This window comes from Bacillus sp. FSL K6-0268 (genome assembly GCF_038005425.1).
GTDB classification, from domain to species: Bacteria; Bacillota; Bacilli; order Bacillales; family Bacillaceae_G; genus Bacillus_A; species Bacillus_A thuringiensis_S.
The window spans coordinates 5,361,948-5,380,685 of the sequence record NZ_JBBOTF010000001.1 but is presented as its reverse complement, the minus strand read 5'-3'; the positions used below and the strand labels follow the sequence as shown (position 1 = coordinate 5,380,685).

The window sequence follows — 18,738 nt, the reverse complement described above, 5'->3', positions numbered from 1 at the left end:
ATTGTCCGTTTTTTTTCGTTTTTTAATTCATATATCTGAATTTTTCTACGACCACCGGTTGCAATTGCTTTCCTTGCAGTGCTTCTAATACTGTGTCTTCCAGCAGCTCCATGCGAGCTACCATTGAGTTGGGTTTTTTCTCTGGTGCATCTTGACCGAATGGAACGAAGTAGATGTTTTTTGTTGCCATTAGGCGCATGAGATTTACCCCATTTAATCCTAATGCATCATTCGTCGAAACCGCCAATACGACAGGCTTGCCATTTCTTAACGTCGCTTTTGCTGCCATTAGTACTGGAGAGTCTGTCATTGCATTTGCAAATTTACTCATAGAATTTCCTGTTAAAGGAGCGATTACCATGCAGTCTAATGGAATTTTAGGTCCAAGTGGCTCTGCTCCAACAATTGAATTAATTGCTTTAAAACCTGTTATTTCTTCAATTTTCTTAATCCACTCTGCTCCTTCTCCAAATCTAGTATTTGTTGATTGAACAGTGTATGAAACAACGGGACGTACTTCTGCCCCTTCAGCAATTAATTTTTCTAAGTGCGGCATAACTTCCTCATACGTACAATGTGAACCCGTAAATCCGAAACCAATTCGTTTCCCCTTCAAACTCATTTCTTTTCCTCCTCCTTTGCAATTGCATCTGCTGCTAATAACTGAGAAAGAACATTTGCTAAAATTTGCCCAGCCGTTTTGGGAGCAACAATACCTGGTAATCCAGGTGCTAGCAACGCTTTGACTCCTCTTTTTTCCGCATATCTAAAGTCAGTACCGCCTGGTTTAGAAGCTAAATCAATCACTAACGTATGAGCTGGCATTTTTGCAATAACATTCGCTGTTACAACGAGGTGCGGAATTGTATTGATTACAATATCGATATTTCCTACTTCTTTCTCTATGTCTTGCATATGAAAAGGAGAAAACATCATTTCTGTAATACGTGCAATATGTTCAGATCGTCTTGCTCCAACTTTGACATGGGCTCCTAATGATTGAAATGCTCTCGCAACACTCATTCCTGTTCTACCAAATCCTAGAACCATTACATTGGACCCATGAATTGTATAGTCGGTATGTTGAATTACCATCATTAATGTACCTTCTACAGTTGGAATAGAATTGTATATTGCCACATCATCACGATCAAATAATTTAACAAGTTTTCGGTTCGTAGTAGATACGAGATTTTCCAAGTAAGGTGTACCAATACCCGAATATATAGTAAAGTTTTCTGGTGTATTTTCAATTTGTTCTTTCGTTATTGAAACTTTTTCATTTGAAAAAATAGTATCTACTTCTCCTTTAGCATTTGTACCTGCAACCGGCAAAATAATTGCGTCTACAGAAGTGAAATCTAAATTTTGTATACTTTCTTTTGCTGCCCCTGTGAAACCATGATCTAACTGATCAAACCCTATCAAAGAAAGTTTCGCATCCAATTCAACTAGCTTACGAATTACTTCTAGCTGCCTTGCATCTCCTCCTATGACAGCAATATGCATCTCAGTCAACATTCCCTAATTCACCTTCTTTTTCTGTCATTTATAAGAAAAGTGCCTACTTTTTCTTTTTCCTCCACATCATATGTAATGTACGAGTTTATGGTGATTGAAAATCCAAATGCACATATGATTTATCAGGTTTCTATGTAGATACAAAAAAAGATGACCAAAATGGCCATCCTTCACTCCGAATTTGAACGATCTATACTATCACAAAGAAGCATATCATGTCCGACTTTCTTTATTTGACTCCATGCCACCCTTACTTCTTGTGGTTCCTTTTTAAAACCTCCCCACTTCCCTACAGGTATTATAAGTGTTTGTATTTGTCCGTCTTTCTCATTAATCTCTAAATCCATATAACCTAAGACTCCCATTTTTTCCGCTTTTTCTATATCTACAACCTCTTTACCACTTAATTCACTTAATCGCATACATACTCCACTCCCACTACTGAATTTTTCATTTGCATTGTCTATAATTAGTACCTATTCTATATGTATAAAAAAAATAACCTTCTCTCATTTAAAAAGAGAGAAGGTTATTATCAGATACATCATAAAAATCGATTATAGTTTTATTCCTTTTGGAAGTTTTCCATCTGGACTAATAAGTGCCGCAGAGAATTCATCAGTAAACATGTTGCGAATTAATCCGTCCACATTTTCTTTTGTTACAGTGTTTACACTTTCAATAATCTCATCAAGTGAACGATGTTTACGAAGAAGCAATTCATTTTTACCGTTACGGCTCATACGGCTATTTGTACTTTCTAAACTTAACATTAAGTTTCCTTTTAATTGCTCTTTACTATTCATAAGCTCTTTTTCTGTAATACCTGTATTTTTCAATGTCTCTAATGTTTCTTGCATTGTTTCATACAGTGTATCTAATTGTTGGCTACCTGTTCCACCGTAAAGTGTTAACATACCTGTATCTTCATAAGAAGAGTGGTAAGAAAATACCGAGTAAGCTAATCCACGTTGCTCACGTACTTCTTGGAATAAACGGCTACTCATGCTACCGCCTAAAACATTATTTAATACAATTAAGTTATAAATATCTTCGTGTCCCATTTGTAAACCTTTATATCCTAGACATAAATGAGCTTGTTCCGTTTCCTTTTTACGGGCTACCTTATTAAAATGGAAAATTGGGCTATGTACTTGTTCACGGTTTGTTGTTCCTTCATAACTACCGAAATATTGCTCCACTGTTTGTAAAAATGCTTCATCAATATTTCCTGCAACTGATACAACTACATTTTCAGGTGTGTAATGATCTTTTATATATTGACGTAACGTATCACCTGTAAACGTATTAAGCGTTTCTTCTGTTCCTAAAATAGGATATCCAAGTGGATGCGTTTCATATGTTGCTTTCGTTAACATATCATGCACAATATCATCTGGCGCATCTTCGTACATTTTAATTTCTTCACATACGACATTCTTCTCTTTTTTCAGTTCTTCCTCATCAAATGTTGAATTAAAGAACATATCTGCTAAAACATCTAAAGCATATTTAGCATGCTCATCTAATACTTTTGCATAGTAACAAGTATATTCTTTTGAAGTAAATGCATTCACTTGACCACCAATGCTATCAAATGATTCTGCAATCTCTCGTGCACTACGTGTCTCTGTCCCTTTAAAGAACATATGCTCTAAAAAGTGAGAAATCCCATTATTTTTTTCATTTTCATTTCTTGATCCCGCATGGATCCAAATACCAATTGCAACCGATCTTACAGTTGGTATATTCTCCATAACTATTCTTACACCATTTTTACAAGTATATTTTTTAATCAAAAACTTTCCTCCTACTGCCAGTTTCTCTAAATAAAACGCTATTATTTAATGATAACAAGTTTAAGGATGAATGTCATGCAAATGTATTTAATCCACACGTTTTTCATCCAGTAATTCAGTTATATTCCCCACTTTATATCCTTGTTCCTTCAATTTTGTAATCATTATATCTAAAGCCTCTGCTGTAGACGAAGTAGGATGCATTAATATGATAGCACCTGGATGTATTTTTCTCATTACTCTCTGCAATAGTACATCTGGCTCAGGTCGCTGCCAATCAATCGTATCTACAGTCCACATAATCGTTCCCATTTGAAAATCATCTGCAATCTTTACGACTTCATCTCGAAAGCTTCCACTCGGCGGGGCAAACCATCTTACTTTTTGATTCGTTGCTACTTCTATCATTCGATTTGTTTTTTGTAACTGATCTCGTATTTCATCTGAGGATAACGTTTTCATATTAGGGTGTGTGTATGAGTGATTTCCAACTTCTTGTTTTGCATCGACAATCATTTTTGCAAACCGCAAATTTTCTTTCACCCAACGTCCTTCTAAAAAGAAAGTGGCCTTCACATCATGCTTTTTCAAGATTTCTAATATGCGAGGCAAATACTCATTTCCCCATGCCACATTTATTGTTAATCCTACCATCTTTTTATTTGGATGCCCTCTATAAATTGGAGCTGGTGATAAATCTTCCAAATGAACACTCGGTGAGACTTCTTTGAATTCAAGATATTTTTGATCAAATTCCTTTAGCTTCTTCATATTATTATACGATGCTTCAATATCCACTTGTCTTCCATTATATCCAGGTGTTGCCTTCCATATTTTATCAATCATCGCATTTTGAGGTGCAATCTCATACTGTTTTGCATGCTTTTGAATTTCTTCATGCAAGTTATCTTGTGCAAAAACAGAATAAGAGCCTAAACTGACATATAAAGAAAATATACATATGTATGCCAATATACGAACTTTCATATAAACCCTCCCAAATTAACTATATAAAAACATTTTCTTCTTATCTTTGTTAATTTGAGCGTTATAATGAAAACTATACCTATACCGACATAAAAATATATGAACATCATGTTTTTTACATAACAAAAAAAGCCAGTTTAACTGGCTTTTACTTATTGCTGCTCTTGTTTGTCTTCTTCTTTAGCAGCTTCTTTTTCTTGCTCTTCTTTTAGCAATACTTTTCTAGATAGATTTACGCGACCTTGCTTGTCAATCTCGATAACTTTAACTGTAATTACATCACCGATTTTCACAACGTCTTCTACTTTACCTACACGCTCAAGTGCAAGTTCAGAAATATGAACTAATCCATCTTTACCGCTGAATAATTCAACGAAAGCACCGAATTTCTCAACACGTTTCACTTTTCCTTCGTAGATCTCACCTACTTGTACTTCGCGAACGATATCTTCGATAATCTTCTTAGCTTTGTCGTTCATTTCTTGATTTATTGATGAAATGAATACTGTACCATCTTGCTCGATGTCAATTTTAACACCAGTTTCTTCAATAATTTTATTGATTTGTTTACCGCTTGGTCCAATAACGTCACGGATTTTATCTGGGTTAATTGTCATTGTAATAATCTTTGGAGCGTAAGCTGATAATTCAGTACGTGGCTCTGCAATAACAGATAACATATGATTTAGAATGTGCACACGACCAATTTTCGCTTGTTGTAATGCCTCTTCTAAAATCTCACGTGATAAACCATCGATTTTAATGTCCATTTGCAGTGCAGTTACACCTTGTGCTGTACCTGCTACTTTAAAGTCCATATCACCTAAATGATCTTCCATACCTTGAATATCAGATAAAATTGTGTAATGCTCACCAGATTTAACCAGACCCATTGCAATACCTGCAACTGGAGCTTTAAGTGGAACACCCGCATCCATCATTGCTAAAGTACTACCACAAATACTTGCTTGTGAAGTAGAACCATTTGATTCTAATACTTCAGATACAAGGCGTACTGTGTATGGGAAATCTTTTTCAGATGGAATTACAGGCTCAAGTGCGCGCTCTCCTAGTGCCCCGTGACCAATTTCACGACGACCTGGTCCACGCATCGGTCTTGTTTCACCAACACTAAATGATGGGAAATTGTAATGGTGCATAAAGCGTTTTGATTCTTCTACACCAAGACCATCTAAAATTTGCACATCGCCTAATGCACCTAATGTACAAATACTTAATGCTTGTGTTTGTCCACGTGTGAATAAACCAGAACCGTGTGTACGAGATAAAATACCAACCTCTGATGCTAAAGGACGGATTTCGTCACCTTTACGGCCATCTGGGCGAATTTTTTCAACTGTAATAAGACGACGTACTTCTTCTTTTACAATTTTATATAAAATCTCATTTACTTGTCCTAATGTATCAGCGTCAGCTTCTTCAGCTTCGTAATGCTCAATTACACGCTTTTTCACTTCGTTAATTGCATCTTCACGTGCATGTTTCTCATGTACTTGAATTGCAGAATGCATATCCTTCTCAGCCATTTCACGTACAGCTTGATTAAGATCAGCGTCAACTTCATAAAGTTTCACTTCTGATTTCTCTTTACCTACAGCTTGTACAATCTCTTCTTGGAATGCAATTAAACGTTTAATTTCGTCATGACCAAACATAATTGCTTCTAACATTGTTTCTTCAGGCACTTGATCTGCTCCTGCTTCAACCATGTTAATCGCATCTTTCGTACCAGCTACAACTAAGTGGATATCACTTTGTTCTTGCTGTTCTACTGTTGGATTAATAACGAATTCGCCATTAATACGACCAACTGTCGCACCAGCGATTGGACCTTCAAATGGAATATCTGAAATCGATAACGCTAATGAAGAACCAAGCATAGCTGCCATTTCAGAAGAACAATCTTGATCAACACTCATTACAATGCTGACAACTTGCACTTCGTTACGGAAACCATCTGCGAATAGCGGACGAATTGGACGGTCGATTAAACGACTTGCCAAAATTGCTTTTTCACTTGGACGACCTTCACGCTTAATAAAACCGCCAGGAATTTTTCCGACTGCATATAAACGCTCTTCATAGTTTACTGTAAGTGGGAAAAAATCTACATTTTTAGCTTCTTTTGATGCAGTTGCTGTAGATAGAACCGCTGTATCGCCATATCTTACTAATACTGCTCCGTTCGCTTGTTTGGCAAGCTGACCAGTTTCAACTGTTAGCTGGCGACCAGCTAAATCTATCGAGAAGACTTGCTTTTCTTGACTCATTTAAGTACCCCTCTCAATTTAAAGTATTCAATTCTTCTATGTAAATGGATAGTATATCACAATATTCTACCTCTAGTATTGCCTAAAATTAAGTAAGCTATAAAGCGTAGAAGATATATTTTTACCTAACAAAAAAGCGGGAATATTCCCGCTTCTTTGACTATCGACGTAAGCCAAGCTTTGTGATTAATTCACGGTAACGTGTGATATCGCTATTACGAAGGTAAGTTAGTAAGTTACGACGTTTACCAACCATCTTTAATAGACCACGACGTGAATGATGATCTTTCTTGTGAGTACGTAAGTGCTCGTTTAGAGTGTTAATTTGCTCCGTTAGGACAGCAATTTGAACCTCTGGAGAACCAGTATCAGTCTCATGAGTTCTAAATTGTGCAATGATTTCGTTTTTACGCTCTTGTGTTAAAGCCATCCTATTTCACCTCCTATTAATTAAACCCCCAATTACCTAGCAAGCGTCGGTGAGTCGCAATGCCAAGCAATGGTTGTCATAAAGTACATAACATAGAATACTACTTTTCATTTGAAAAAGCAAGTATATTCTTTTCGCTCGCAAAATATTCTTGTGCTGTTTTCTTATCTTTTGCGATTTGTTCAACTAACTCATCAATGCCATTGAATTTCTTCTCTTCTCTTATACGCATATGCCACTCTACTGTAACATTTTGGTCGTATATATCTTTGTTAAATTCAAATAAGTGCACTTCAATTGATAATTGACGCTCATCTTCTTTAAAAGTCGGTTTATATCCAATATTACATACACCATCGTACCATTCATCGTGAACTTTTAATCTCACTGCATAAACACCTACAGGTGGCAATAAATACTCATCACTTAAACCTACATTAGCTGTTGGAAAACCAATTTGGCGTCCACGTTTGTCGCCGTGTATAACTGTTCCCGCTACAGTATAGGCTCTACCTAAAATAGATGGAATTTGTTCCATTTCGCCATTTCGAATTAACTTTCGTAATGCTGTAGAACTTACTTTCTCTTCTTGAAATTCAACTTTTTCAATCACAGTCTGTGTAAACTCCCCTCTTGCATGAAATGGTAAAGTCTCCATCTTTCCTTTTCCTAAACGTCCATATGAATAATCAAACCCTGCTACTACATGCTTTACATTTAAACCAATAATATAATCATCTACAAATTGTTGCGGTAATAACCCTGCAAATGATTCATCAAATTTAATCACATATAATATATCGATTCCTAAGCTTTCGACTATTTTTTCTTTATCACGCATTGGTGTAATATACTCCACATGCGCATCCTTTTTCCCTAAAACAACAGATGGGTGGGGATGAAATGTCATAACTGCACTTTTATATCCTCTGTCGTCCGCTATTTTTTTCGCAGTTCGAATTACACATTGATGTCCTAAATGAATGCCATCAAAAAATCCTAATGCCATTACAGTAGGTGGTAATTCTAATTTATTTTGTTCATGTGGATGAGTTAAATGAATAAGTTTCACGCTTGAATTCACCTTTTTCTGTAATAATCCTTCCAATAATTCATTATAGCTTTAGTTCTTGATTATTCACAAGTACTTTCATCGGCTTTAACATGCCAGGATGTTTCGGATGATGTTCATAAATTGCTAAGCAACGATCATTTTTATCAAACACTGTAATAAATGGTGCCGTTATTTCTAATTCATTCTTTAAGAACATACCATTCTTAATTTTCTCTGCTTGCTTTTCATCTACAACCATTTTTGGAAACTTACTTAATGCTTCATCAATTGAAATGAAGATAGACTCTACTGTTCCATTTTGCACGTTTTCTTCAATTTCTTCAAATGATATGCAATCTTCTAATAAAAATTCACCAGATGCCGTTCTTACAAGGTGAGACATATGTGATGGGAAACCAAGTTTCTCCCCAATCATTACCGCTAACGTTCTTACATATGTTCCTTTACTACACGTTACACGGAAACGGAATGAAATATTTTCTCCTTCAAAAACTTCACGATCATCAAGTAATACGAACTCATGAATCGTAATTGTACGAACTGGACGTTCCACCTCTTGTCCTGCTCTTGCATATTCGTATAATTTTTTCCCGTTTACTTTTACAGCCGAGAACATTGGTGGCATTTGTTCAATCGTGCCTGTTAATTCAGCAAGAACTTTTTCTATTTCCTTACGAGTAATAGCACGATCTATATTTTTCGTTTCAACAACCTCACCAGAAGCATCTTCAGTTGTCGTTGAAAATCCTAATGTTACTTCACCTTCATATGTTTTCGTTTCACTTGTTAAAAATTGTGCAATTTTTGTTGCTCTTCCGACGCAAATTGGTAATACTCCTGTTACATCTGGGTCTAATGTTCCCGTATGACCAATTCTCTTTTCTCTCAATACCTTTCTTAATTTAAATACACAATCATGTGATGTCATGCCTTTTGGCTTATGTAATAATACTACACCTTCCATATATGTTCACCTCATCATAATTCTTTCGTAGTAAATATCCAAAACTTATTTTGCATTGAAAAAATGGATAGACAAATGTCTATCCATTATTCTTCACGTTTACCGTCTTTATTAATTTCATGTAAAAGTGTATCAATTCGATGACCATATCCGATAGACTCATCAAACTCAAAGGTAATTTCCGGTGTTTTACGAAGACGAATACGTTGGCCAATTTCTGAACGAATAAAGCCTTTTGCCTTCGCTAAACCTTTTAACGTATTTTCTTTCTGTTCTTCGTCACCTAAAACAGAAATATATACTTTGGCAATTTGTAAATCACCACTCACTTGTACATCTGTTACTGTAACAAATCCGATACGTGGGTCTTTAATTTTACGACTAATGATGTCGCCTAATTCTTTTTTCATTTGCTCGCCTACACGGTTTGCACGTAATTTCATAACTCTTCACCTCATTCAATACCATTCCAATTGTGTTATCGTACGTTCAATTTCAGGAAATGAATCGATGTACTCCAGTACACGATTCATTTCTTTTTCACAGATAACACGATTTGAGGATACGGAAACAATCGCAATTTCTGTACGTTGCCATACATCTTGATGCCCAACTTCAGAAACAGCTACATTATAGCGCTGTTTCACACGAGTTAGCACTCGTTGCAAAATTGCCCGTTTCTCTTTTAAAGAATGTACATCGTAAATCATACACTCGAATGAGAGTGAAGCGACAATCATCGCTTCACTTCTTCCATAACGTATGCTTCAATGATGTCCCCTTCTTTAAGGTCATTATATCTCTCAATTGTAATACCACACTCATAGTTTTGTGCAACTTCTTTTACGTCGTCTTTGAAACGTTTTAACGTATCAAGTTGTCCTTCGAAAATTACTATACCATCGCGGATAATACGAACGCCACTATCGCGTGTAATTTTACCGTCAATTACGTAACAACCTGCAATTGTTCCAACTTTTGTTACCTTGAATGTTTGACGAACTTCCGCTTGACCGATTACTTTTTCTTCGAATTCTGGATCAAGCATACCTTGCATTGCTAATTCAATTTCTTCGATTACTTTGTAGATAATGCGGTGTAAGCGAACATCAACGTTCTCTAATTCAGCTGTACGCTTCGCGTTCACATCCGGACGTACGTTAAATCCAATTACAATTGCATTAGATGCAGAAGCTAAAATAATATCAGATTCTGTAATCGCACCTACACCAGTGTGAATGATTTTAACTTTTACGCCTTCAACATCAATTTTACGAAGTGATGCTGCCATCGCTTCAACAGAACCTTGTACGTCTGCTTTTACGATTAAGTTGATTTCTTTTACATCGCTCTCTTGGATTTGTTGGAATAAATCTTCAAGGCTTAATTTAGATTTCTCACCACGTTGTGCAACTAACGCTTCTTGTGCACGTGATTCACCGATTTGACGAGCTTTCTTCTCATCAGCGAATGCCATGAAACGATCTCCAGCCTGTGGTACTTCATTTAAACCTGTAATTTCAACAGGAGTTGATGGACCAGCAACTTTTACACGACGACCAATATCACTTACCATTGCACGAACACGTCCGAATGAAGTTCCAACAACAATTGGATCTCCAACTCGAAGCGTACCGTTTTGAACTAATAATGTCGCGATAGTTCCTTTACCTTTATCAAGCTGTGCTTCAATTACAGTACCCGTTGCATAACGATTTGGGTTTGCTTTATATTCTTCTACTTCACTTACAAGAAGAATCATCTCTAGCAAGTTGTCAATGCCTTCGCCTTGAATTGCAGAAATTGGTACGAAAATTGTGTCTCCGCCCCAAGCTTCTGGAACTAATTCATATTCTGTTAATTCTTGCATTACACGATCAGGATTCGCCGCTGGTTTATCCATTTTATTCACAGCAACAATAATTGGTACTCCAGCTGCTTTTGCATGGCTAATCGCTTCAACTGTTTGTGGCATAACACCGTCATCAGCTGCAACAACAAGGATTGTAATATCAGTTACTTGCGCACCACGAGCACGCATTGTTGTAAATGCCGCGTGACCAGGCGTATCTAAGAATGTAATTTTCTTATCATTTACTTCAACTTGGTATGCACCAATATGCTGAGTAATTCCACCAGCTTCGCCAGCAGTTACTTTTGAATTACGAATAGAGTCAAGTAATGTTGTTTTACCATGGTCAACGTGTCCCATAATCGTAACAACAGCTGGACGCTCTTTTAAGTTTTCTTCATCATCTTGCTCATCCATGAATGTTTCAAACTCAGTTTCACTTACCACTATTTCTTCTTCTACTTCAATACCGTAATCAGTAGCGATTAACTCAATTGTATCTTTATCTAAATCTTGGTTAATTGTCGCCATAATTCCTAGCATGAAGAGCTTTTTAATAATTTCAGATGGCTCTTTGCTTAACTTTTTAGCAAGTTCACCTACTGTAAGGCTTCCAGAGAAAGTAATTTTATCTGGTGTTTCTACTATTTGTGTTTGTTGTCTTCCAGCAAAGTTATCTTGACGTTTGTCTTCATTTCCTTTGCCTTTTTTCTTTTTCTTATTGCTGTTCTTTTTACTGCGAACAACTTTCTCTTCTACTTCAAACTCATCTGCAACAGAAGGTTTTTCCGCTCCAGTGTTATATTCATTATCTAATTTATTTACTACTTCGTCTTCTAACATTGTCATATGATTCGAAACCTCGATATTCATCTCTTTAAGTTTTGTCATAAGATCTTTACTTGAGATATTATTTTTTTTTGCATATTCATGTACTCGAATTTTACTCATACCTTCACCCCCGGTAATTTGTATCGAGCATGCTACGTAGCTTTTTCGCAAAGCCTTCATCTAACACAGCTACAACGACTCGCTCGTCTCTCCCAATCGCATGCCCTAATTGTTGTCGATTTTCGACTTTTTTCATTGGTACGTTGTAGTACGTCGTTTTATCAGTGATACGTTTAGTAGTGTTCGCTGACGCATCTTCAGAAAGCAATACGAGCTTTGCTTTACCACTTCGTACTTCTTTTAAAACGAGTTCTTCACCCGAAATGATTTTTCGAGCGCGATTTGCTAGTCCTAAAAACGATTTCCAATCGGACACTTATTTCGACTCCTTCTCAACAAGCTCAAGAAGCTCTTCGTACAGAGAACTGTCGATTTTCGCTTTTAGATGATGTTCCAAAATGTTTTTCTTTTGGGCTTGTATAATGCATTCTTTATCTTTTGACAAATATGCACCTCGTCCTGATTTTTTTCCAGATAAATCAATAGACACTTCGCCCTCTTTGGAACGAACAATGCGAACCAGCTCTCGTTTTGATTTCATCTCTTGCGTCGCAATACATTTTCGTAACGGAACTTTTCGATTGCTCATACTCATCACCTCTATTCGATTTCGTCTTCAACTGAATCGAATCCGAATGCGATTACGCTATCTTCTTCTGTAACAATTCCAAGTTGTTTCGCATCAGACTCACTTTTAATATCAATTTTCCAGCCTGTTAATTTAGCTGCAAGACGTGCATTTTGTCCACGCTTACCGATAGCTAACGATAGCTGGTGGTCTGGAACAACAACAGTTGTTGCTTTTTCATCTTCATCTACAAGTACTTTAACAACTTGTGATGGGCTTAAAGCATTTGCAACATATTCAACTGGGTCATTTGACCAGCGAACGATGTCAATCTTTTCACCTTTTAGTTCATCTACAACACGTTGTACACGTTGTCCTTTCGGTCCTACGCAAGAACCAACTGGATCAACATCAATGTTTTCTGCATGCACAGAGATTTTAGAACGATCTCCTGCTTCGCGCGCTACAGAGCGAATTTCTACAGTTCCATCATAAATTTCTGGAACTTCCATTTCGAATAAACGTTTTAAAAGACCAGGATGTGTACGTGATACGTAAATTTGTGGTCCTTTTGTTGTCTTTTCTACTTTTGTAATAAATACGCGAATACGATCATGTGGCTTATATTGCTCATTTGGCATTTGCTCACTTACAGGTAATAAAGCTTCTACTTTGCCTAAGCTTACGTAGATGAAACGAGCATCTTGGCGTTGTACAATACCAACCATAATGTCTTCTTCACGATCACTAAATTCTGAGTAAATAACACCACGTTCTGCTTCACGAACTCGTTGTGTTACAACTTGTTTTGCAGTTTGCGCTGCAATACGACCAAAATCTTTTGGCGTTACTTCAATTTCTAGTACGTCGCCATCTTGGTAGTTTGGATTAATTTGTCTTGCCTCTTCTACAGAGATTTCAAGACGTGGATCAAACACATTATCAACAACGTCCTTACGTGCTAAAACTTGAATTGTTCCCACTTCTGGGTTAAAGCTCACACGAACGTTTTGTGCTTGGTTAAAATTGCGTTTATAAGCAGAGATTAATGCTGCTTCAATCGCATCAATAATAATATCTTTACTAATACCTTTTTCTGACTCTAATACGAGCAAAGCATCTAACAACTCAGTGCTCATGAAGATCCCCCTTCTTACTAAAACGTAACAGCAAGTCGCGCATTTGCAACTTTATCCATTGGAATTTGGATTTCTTTTTTACGTGTTTTAATTGTTAATAGTAGTGTAATTGTAGTACCGTCGTAGGAAAGTAACTTTCCTTCAAACATCTTTTCGCCATCAATTGGCTCATATGTTTTAATTGCCACTTGTTTTCCTACCGCTTGCTGGAAGTCTTTCTCTTTCTTTAATGGGCGTTCTGCTCCAGGAGATGATACATCCAAAAAGTAAAGGTGAGGAATTGGATCCTCTTTATCTAAAGCTTCGCTTAAACGTTCACTTACCGCACCGCATTCTTCAATGTCGACTCCCTTTTCAGAATCGATGAATACGCGTAAGAACCAGTCTTGTCCTTCTTTCACATACTCTACATCTACAAGTTCAAGATTTAACTCTTCAACGATTGGCTGCGCAAATGCTTCTACAACTTCTGTGACTTTCTTATCCATAAACAGCCTCCTTCCTGCCGCCATGTACCATTTACAAGAAAAGATCCCGTTCACAAAGACGGTCTATCTTATTCTTTCTCGTTAGCTAACAAAAGCCCCTGCCGTTAAGCAGGGAATATCTGTCTTAGTATTACCAAATTTAAGAAGTAAAACTTGTAACAAAATATGTATATACGACAGAAATGTCTTTACTATCTACATGAATAAAATGTAGATAGTAACACGAAAGAGTGGGTTTCCCCACTCTCTTTTTCACAAAATATACATGACATGGTTATCTCGGTTTATAGTATACCATAGCAAATATTGATTTGCAAAGACTTTTCCTACCTATTAGAACAGTGATAATTGGTTTTGATCTGGCAAATCTCCTAAACAACCTTGGCTATCTAAATACTCAATAATTGTTTTCGAAACCTTACTTCGCTGCTGTAAGTCTTCTTTTGATAAGAAGTCTCCATTTTTGCGCGCTTCCACAATACTTAAGGCTGCGTTCGTACCAAGACCAGGCACTGCATTAAATGGAGGAATTAAAGTATCCCCATCAATAATAAACTCAGTTGCATGCGAGCGGTATAAATCGACCTTTTGGAATGAATATCCACGCTCACACATTTCCAGTGTCATTTCTAGTACTGTTAATAAACTCTTCTCTTTCGGCGCTGCATCCAATCCTTTTTGAGCAATTTCATCAATTTTTACACGTATGGATGCTGAACCTTTCGCCATCGCCTCTACATCAAAATCATCTGCACGGACTGTAAAATATGCCGCATAGAATAAAAGTGCAAAATGTACTTTAAAGTATGCGATACGCACAGCCATAAGTACGTAAGCAGCCGCATGGGCTTTAGGGAACATGTATTTAATCTTCTTACATGAATCAATATACCAACCTGGCACATTATTACCTTTCATGTCATCTTCCCATTCTTCTGGTACACCTTTACCTTTACGAACCGACTCCATGATTTTGAAGGCTAATGATGGATCTAAACCTTGATAGATTAAATATACCATGATGTCATCACGACAACCGATAACTTCACTCAGCGTACATGTACCGTTATAAATTAACTCATTTGCATTACCAAGCCATACGTCAGTACCATGTGACAGCCCAGAAATTTGGACCAATTCTGAAAATGTCGTTGGTTTTGTCTCTTCTAACATCTGTCTTACGAACTTCGTACCGAATTCCGGGATACCAAGTGTACCTGTTTTACAGTTAATTTGTTCTTCCGTTACCCCTAACGTTTCTGGACCAGAGAAAATTTTCATTACTTCTGGATCATCCGTTGGGATTGTTTTCGGATCAATACCACTTAGATCTTGTAACATACGAATAACGGTCGGATCATCGTGTCCTAGTATATCAAGTTTCAATAAATTATCATGAATCGAGTGGAAGTCAAAATGCGTTGTTCTCCACTCAGCACCAATTGAATCAGCAGGAAACTGTATTGGTGAAAAATCAAAGATATCCATGTAATCTGGCACAACGATAATACCACCTGGATGCTGTCCAGTTGTACGTTTTACCCCTGTACATCCCGCTACTAAGCGATCAATCTCTGCATTTCGAATTGTTAAATTGTGATCATTTGCATAACCTTTTACATATCCATAAGCGGTTTTTTCCGCAACTGTACCAATCGTTCCAGCACGGTATACATAGTCTTCACCGAACAGTACTTTCGTATAGTTATGGGCACGTGGTTGGTATTCCCCGGAGAAGTTCAAATCGATATCGGGTACCTTATCTCCTTTAAATCCAAGGAACGTTTCGAATGGAATATCATGTCCATCTTTCACATATGCCACATTACATGTCGGACAATCTTTATCTGGTAAGTCGAAACCAGAGCCTACGGAACCATCATTAAAGAATTCAGATTGCTTGCACTTTGGACAGACATAGTGTGGTGGTAATGGGTTTACTTCTGTAATTTCCATCATCGTTGCAACGAACGATGAACCTACCGAACCACGCGAACCTACTAGATATCCGTCGACTAACGATTTTTTCACAAGCTTATGTGAGATTAAATAGATAACGGCAAATCCATGTCCAATAATACTTTTCAATTCTTTTTCTAAACGAGCCTCTACAATTTCTGGTAGTTCTTCACCATATATACTGCGTGCCATTTTATAACTCATATCACGTGTTTCATCATCGGCACCCTCAATTTTCGGTGTATATAGATCATCTTTTACTGGACGAACATCACCAATTAATGACGCAACCTTTTGTGTATTCGTCACAACAACTTCTTTCGCTTTGTCTTCACCTAAAAATGAAAAACACTCTAGCATTTCATCAGTTGTACGGAAATGTACTGGCGGTAATGAATGTCGATTTAACGGATTGGCTCCGCCCTGCGAACTGACTAAAATTTTACGATACATTGCATCTTCTGGATCTAAGTAATGCACGTTCCCTGTAGCAACAACTGGTTTATCTAACGTCTCGCCTAGTTTTACTAAGTTAGAGATAATTGTTTTTAATTGTCCCTCATCTCGAACGAGTTCACGCTCTACTAAATGACGCAACACCTCTGGAGGCATTACTTCAATGTAATCATAAAACTGTGCAATTTCTTCTACCTCTTCAGGAGCTTTTTGCATCATTGCCTCAAACACTTCACCTTTATCACAAGCCGTTCCTACTAAAATTCCTTCACGATATTTTTTTAATAGTGACCTCGGTACTCGTGGTACACGGTAAAAGTAATTAAGGTGAGAATATGAAACAAGTTTATATAAATTTTTCAATCCAACATCTGATGTGGCAAGTAACGTCAGATGGCTTGGACGGCCACGCTTATACGCATCCCCTTGCCCCATACTATCATTTAATTGATCGTGATATTCAAATCCCTTTTCAATTACGTCTTTCAACATTTTCACAAGTAAATATCCCGTCGCTTCTGTATCATAAATCGCACGGTGATGTTGCGTTAATTCAATATCAAGTTTTTTACACATCGTATTTAATCGGTGATTTTTCATTTCTGGGAATAAGAATCGTGCAAGTTCTAACGTATCAATAACAGGGTTATTCGTTTTTTCTAACCCAGCCTTTTTAAAACCTACGTTAATAAATCCCATATCGAAGCTTGCGTTATGGGCAACAAGGGTATGGTCACCCATCCATTCCTCAAACTTTTTAAACACTTCGTCCACTTCTGGTGCATCAGTTAACATATCATCTGTAATACCTGTTAATTCAATAATCGTCGCTGATAATGGTTGATGTGGGTTTGCAAAAGATTCAAAACGATCAATGATTTCGCCACCCTTTACTTTTACGGCAGCCAACTCAATGACTGTATCGTATACAGCTGATAAACCTGTCGTCTCAACGTCGAAAACAACATACGTTTCCTCCGCAAGTAAACGATGCGCTTCGTTATACGCTATCGGTACACCATCATTAACTAAATTCGCTTCTACACCGTATATAACTTTAACTCCAGCCTTTTTCCCCGCAGAATATGCCTCCGGGAACGACTGAGCCACAGCATGGTCTGTAACCGCAATAGCTTCATGTCCCCATTTACCAGCTTGGGCAACAAGCCTAGAAACAGGAGTAACAGCATCCATTTGGCTCATGGGAGTGTGAAGATGAAGTTCTACACGCTTTTCGCCTTCTGGCGCTTTATCTTTACGAGACGGACCTGTTATTTCATTAATATCATTCGCAATCATTACTAAATCTCGAACAAATGTATCGTTTTGAACTGAACCACGGGCTTTCACCCACATTCCTTTTTTCAAGGATTGCAGCATTGGAATATCTTCTTTGTCACGCGAGAACATTTTGATCATAATAGAATCCGTATAATCCGTTATTTTTAAAGTTAATAACGTACGTCCACTACGAAGCTCTTTTGTCTCTACATGGAAGACATATCCTTGAACCGTTTTTCTTCTTTCTTCATCTTGAATTTCTCGCATCGGTGTAATCTCTTCATCTGGCTTAATAAGATACCCGAGTGTAATCGGTCCTTCATACACAACGCTACTTTCTTCAGCTTGCTTCTTCGCCATTTCTTCCATAGCTTGTATAACACGCTCGCGGTCTTCTTGCTGCGTTTGCTCACGAAACTTTTGCATTTCTTCTGCATTTTGCTGTATATGTGTGTCTAACTGGAAACGTGGAAATCCAAAAGCTTCGTATTGATCCCCTACTGGTTTCGCAACGTTTTTCTTTAAAGCAGTAGACTCCAGCTCATTATTCACATTTATTAGCAACTTCACTCCATTCACCTGCGGAAGCTGTTTCTTTAAGTAAGCAAACATAGGTGAAAATGTAATTCGTTCCGTACAAAGCGGCCAATACGCCCTCACTTCTTCTTCTGTAAATTGTTTATTCTCTGTTTCTAATGCAAATGTTGTTCTTGCAATATGAGAAAATGATTGCTTAAGCTTTGTTTCTAGCAATTCATATAATTCTGTAGGCAAAATACGTGGCACTTGTAAATCAAAATGCCAACTTTTATTCGCTTTATCAATAACGAGCCTTTCAATACCACCGCCTTGTAAATATTGATTTATAAGGTCGTCTGGTATTTGCAACTGCTGGAGCAAAATTTGAAATCGCTCTTGTTGTTCATTTGTTAAAGACATAAGCACTCTCCTTCCATTTGCTATTATAAATTGAAACG

At 37.2% G+C, this 18,738-nt stretch carries 17 protein-coding genes; all 17 read right to left on the bottom strand.

Features of this window, described 5'->3' with window-relative positions:
• Positions 1-22 precede the first annotated feature (22 nt).
• Positions 23-622, bottom strand: coding sequence for a dipicolinate synthase subunit B (dpaB, locus tag MHI28_RS28180; protein ID WP_000053596.1), 600 nt, complete (start codon positions 620-622; stop codon positions 23-25).
• Complete coding sequence (gene dpaA / locus MHI28_RS28175) at positions 619-1,521, bottom strand: dipicolinic acid synthetase subunit A (RefSeq protein ID WP_000954743.1); 903 nt, start codon at positions 1,519-1,521, stop codon at positions 619-621. The genes dpaB and dpaA overlap by 4 nt, the downstream gene beginning before the upstream one ends.
• A gap of 170 nt (positions 1,522-1,691) precedes the next feature.
• The gene (locus MHI28_RS28170) at positions 1,692-1,943 is read right to left on the bottom strand and encodes a YlmC/YmxH family sporulation protein (protein WP_001239759.1); all 252 of its coding nucleotides are present in this window, start codon (positions 1,941-1,943) and stop codon (positions 1,692-1,694) included.
• A 135-nt stretch (positions 1,944-2,078) separates the two neighbouring features.
• Positions 2,079-3,320: a M16 family metallopeptidase gene (locus MHI28_RS28165; RefSeq protein WP_000593001.1), complete on the bottom strand. Its 1,242-nt coding sequence runs from the start codon at positions 3,318-3,320 to the stop codon at positions 2,079-2,081.
• Between the two features lie 87 nt (positions 3,321-3,407).
• A complete protein-coding gene (locus MHI28_RS28160) occupies positions 3,408-4,307 on the bottom strand; it encodes a polysaccharide deacetylase family protein (RefSeq protein ID WP_000868223.1) in 900 nt (299 codons plus the stop codon).
• Between the two features lie 152 nt (positions 4,308-4,459).
• Positions 4,460-6,598, bottom strand: coding sequence for a polyribonucleotide nucleotidyltransferase (gene pnp, locus MHI28_RS28155; protein ID WP_000076744.1), 2,139 nt, complete (start codon positions 6,596-6,598; stop codon positions 4,460-4,462).
• A gap of 160 nt (positions 6,599-6,758) precedes the next feature.
• Positions 6,759-7,028 carry a 30S ribosomal protein S15 gene (rpsO, locus tag MHI28_RS28150; protein ID WP_001229392.1) on the bottom strand — a complete coding sequence of 90 codons (270 nt, stop codon included), beginning with the start codon at positions 7,026-7,028 and terminating at the stop codon, positions 6,759-6,761.
• A gap of 100 nt (positions 7,029-7,128) precedes the next feature.
• Entirely contained in the window at positions 7,129-8,100 is a 972-nt protein-coding gene (gene ribF / locus MHI28_RS28145; RefSeq protein ID WP_000766703.1) for a bifunctional riboflavin kinase/FAD synthetase, read from the bottom strand.
• A gap of 43 nt (positions 8,101-8,143) precedes the next feature.
• Entirely contained in the window at positions 8,144-9,067 is a 924-nt protein-coding gene (truB, locus tag MHI28_RS28140; RefSeq protein WP_000399364.1) for a tRNA pseudouridine(55) synthase TruB, read from the bottom strand.
• Positions 9,068-9,153: 86 nt separating this feature from the next.
• On the bottom strand, positions 9,154-9,510 hold the full coding sequence (rbfA, locus tag MHI28_RS28135; protein WP_000776437.1) for a 30S ribosome-binding factor RbfA: 357 nt from the start codon (positions 9,508-9,510) through the stop codon (positions 9,154-9,156).
• A 15-nt stretch (positions 9,511-9,525) separates the two neighbouring features.
• Positions 9,526-9,807 carry a DUF503 domain-containing protein gene (locus tag MHI28_RS28130; RefSeq protein ID WP_000634349.1) on the bottom strand — a complete coding sequence of 94 codons (282 nt, stop codon included), beginning with the start codon at positions 9,805-9,807 and terminating at the stop codon, positions 9,526-9,528.
• Complete coding sequence (infB, locus tag MHI28_RS28125) at positions 9,804-11,870, bottom strand: translation initiation factor IF-2 (protein ID WP_000036346.1); 2,067 nt, start codon at positions 11,868-11,870, stop codon at positions 9,804-9,806. The genes MHI28_RS28130 and infB overlap by 4 nt, the downstream gene beginning before the upstream one ends.
• A gap of 4 nt (positions 11,871-11,874) precedes the next feature.
• Positions 11,875-12,186, bottom strand: coding sequence for a YlxQ family RNA-binding protein (locus MHI28_RS28120; protein WP_001286522.1), 312 nt, complete (start codon positions 12,184-12,186; stop codon positions 11,875-11,877).
• Entirely contained in the window at positions 12,187-12,459 is a 273-nt protein-coding gene (gene rnpM / locus MHI28_RS28115; protein ID WP_000071123.1) for an RNase P modulator RnpM, read from the bottom strand. It lies immediately after the preceding gene.
• A gap of 11 nt (positions 12,460-12,470) precedes the next feature.
• Positions 12,471-13,577 (bottom strand): transcription termination factor NusA, encoded by a 1,107-nt coding sequence (nusA, locus tag MHI28_RS28110; protein WP_000102598.1) that lies wholly within the window; start codon positions 13,575-13,577, stop codon positions 12,471-12,473.
• Between the two features lie 17 nt (positions 13,578-13,594).
• Positions 13,595-14,065: a ribosome maturation factor RimP gene (gene rimP / locus MHI28_RS28105; protein WP_000359095.1), complete on the bottom strand. Its 471-nt coding sequence runs from the start codon at positions 14,063-14,065 to the stop codon at positions 13,595-13,597.
• A gap of 333 nt (positions 14,066-14,398) precedes the next feature.
• Entirely contained in the window at positions 14,399-18,700 is a 4,302-nt protein-coding gene (locus MHI28_RS28100; RefSeq protein WP_000059996.1) for a PolC-type DNA polymerase III, read from the bottom strand.
• Between the last annotated feature and the right edge of the window lie 38 nt (positions 18,701-18,738).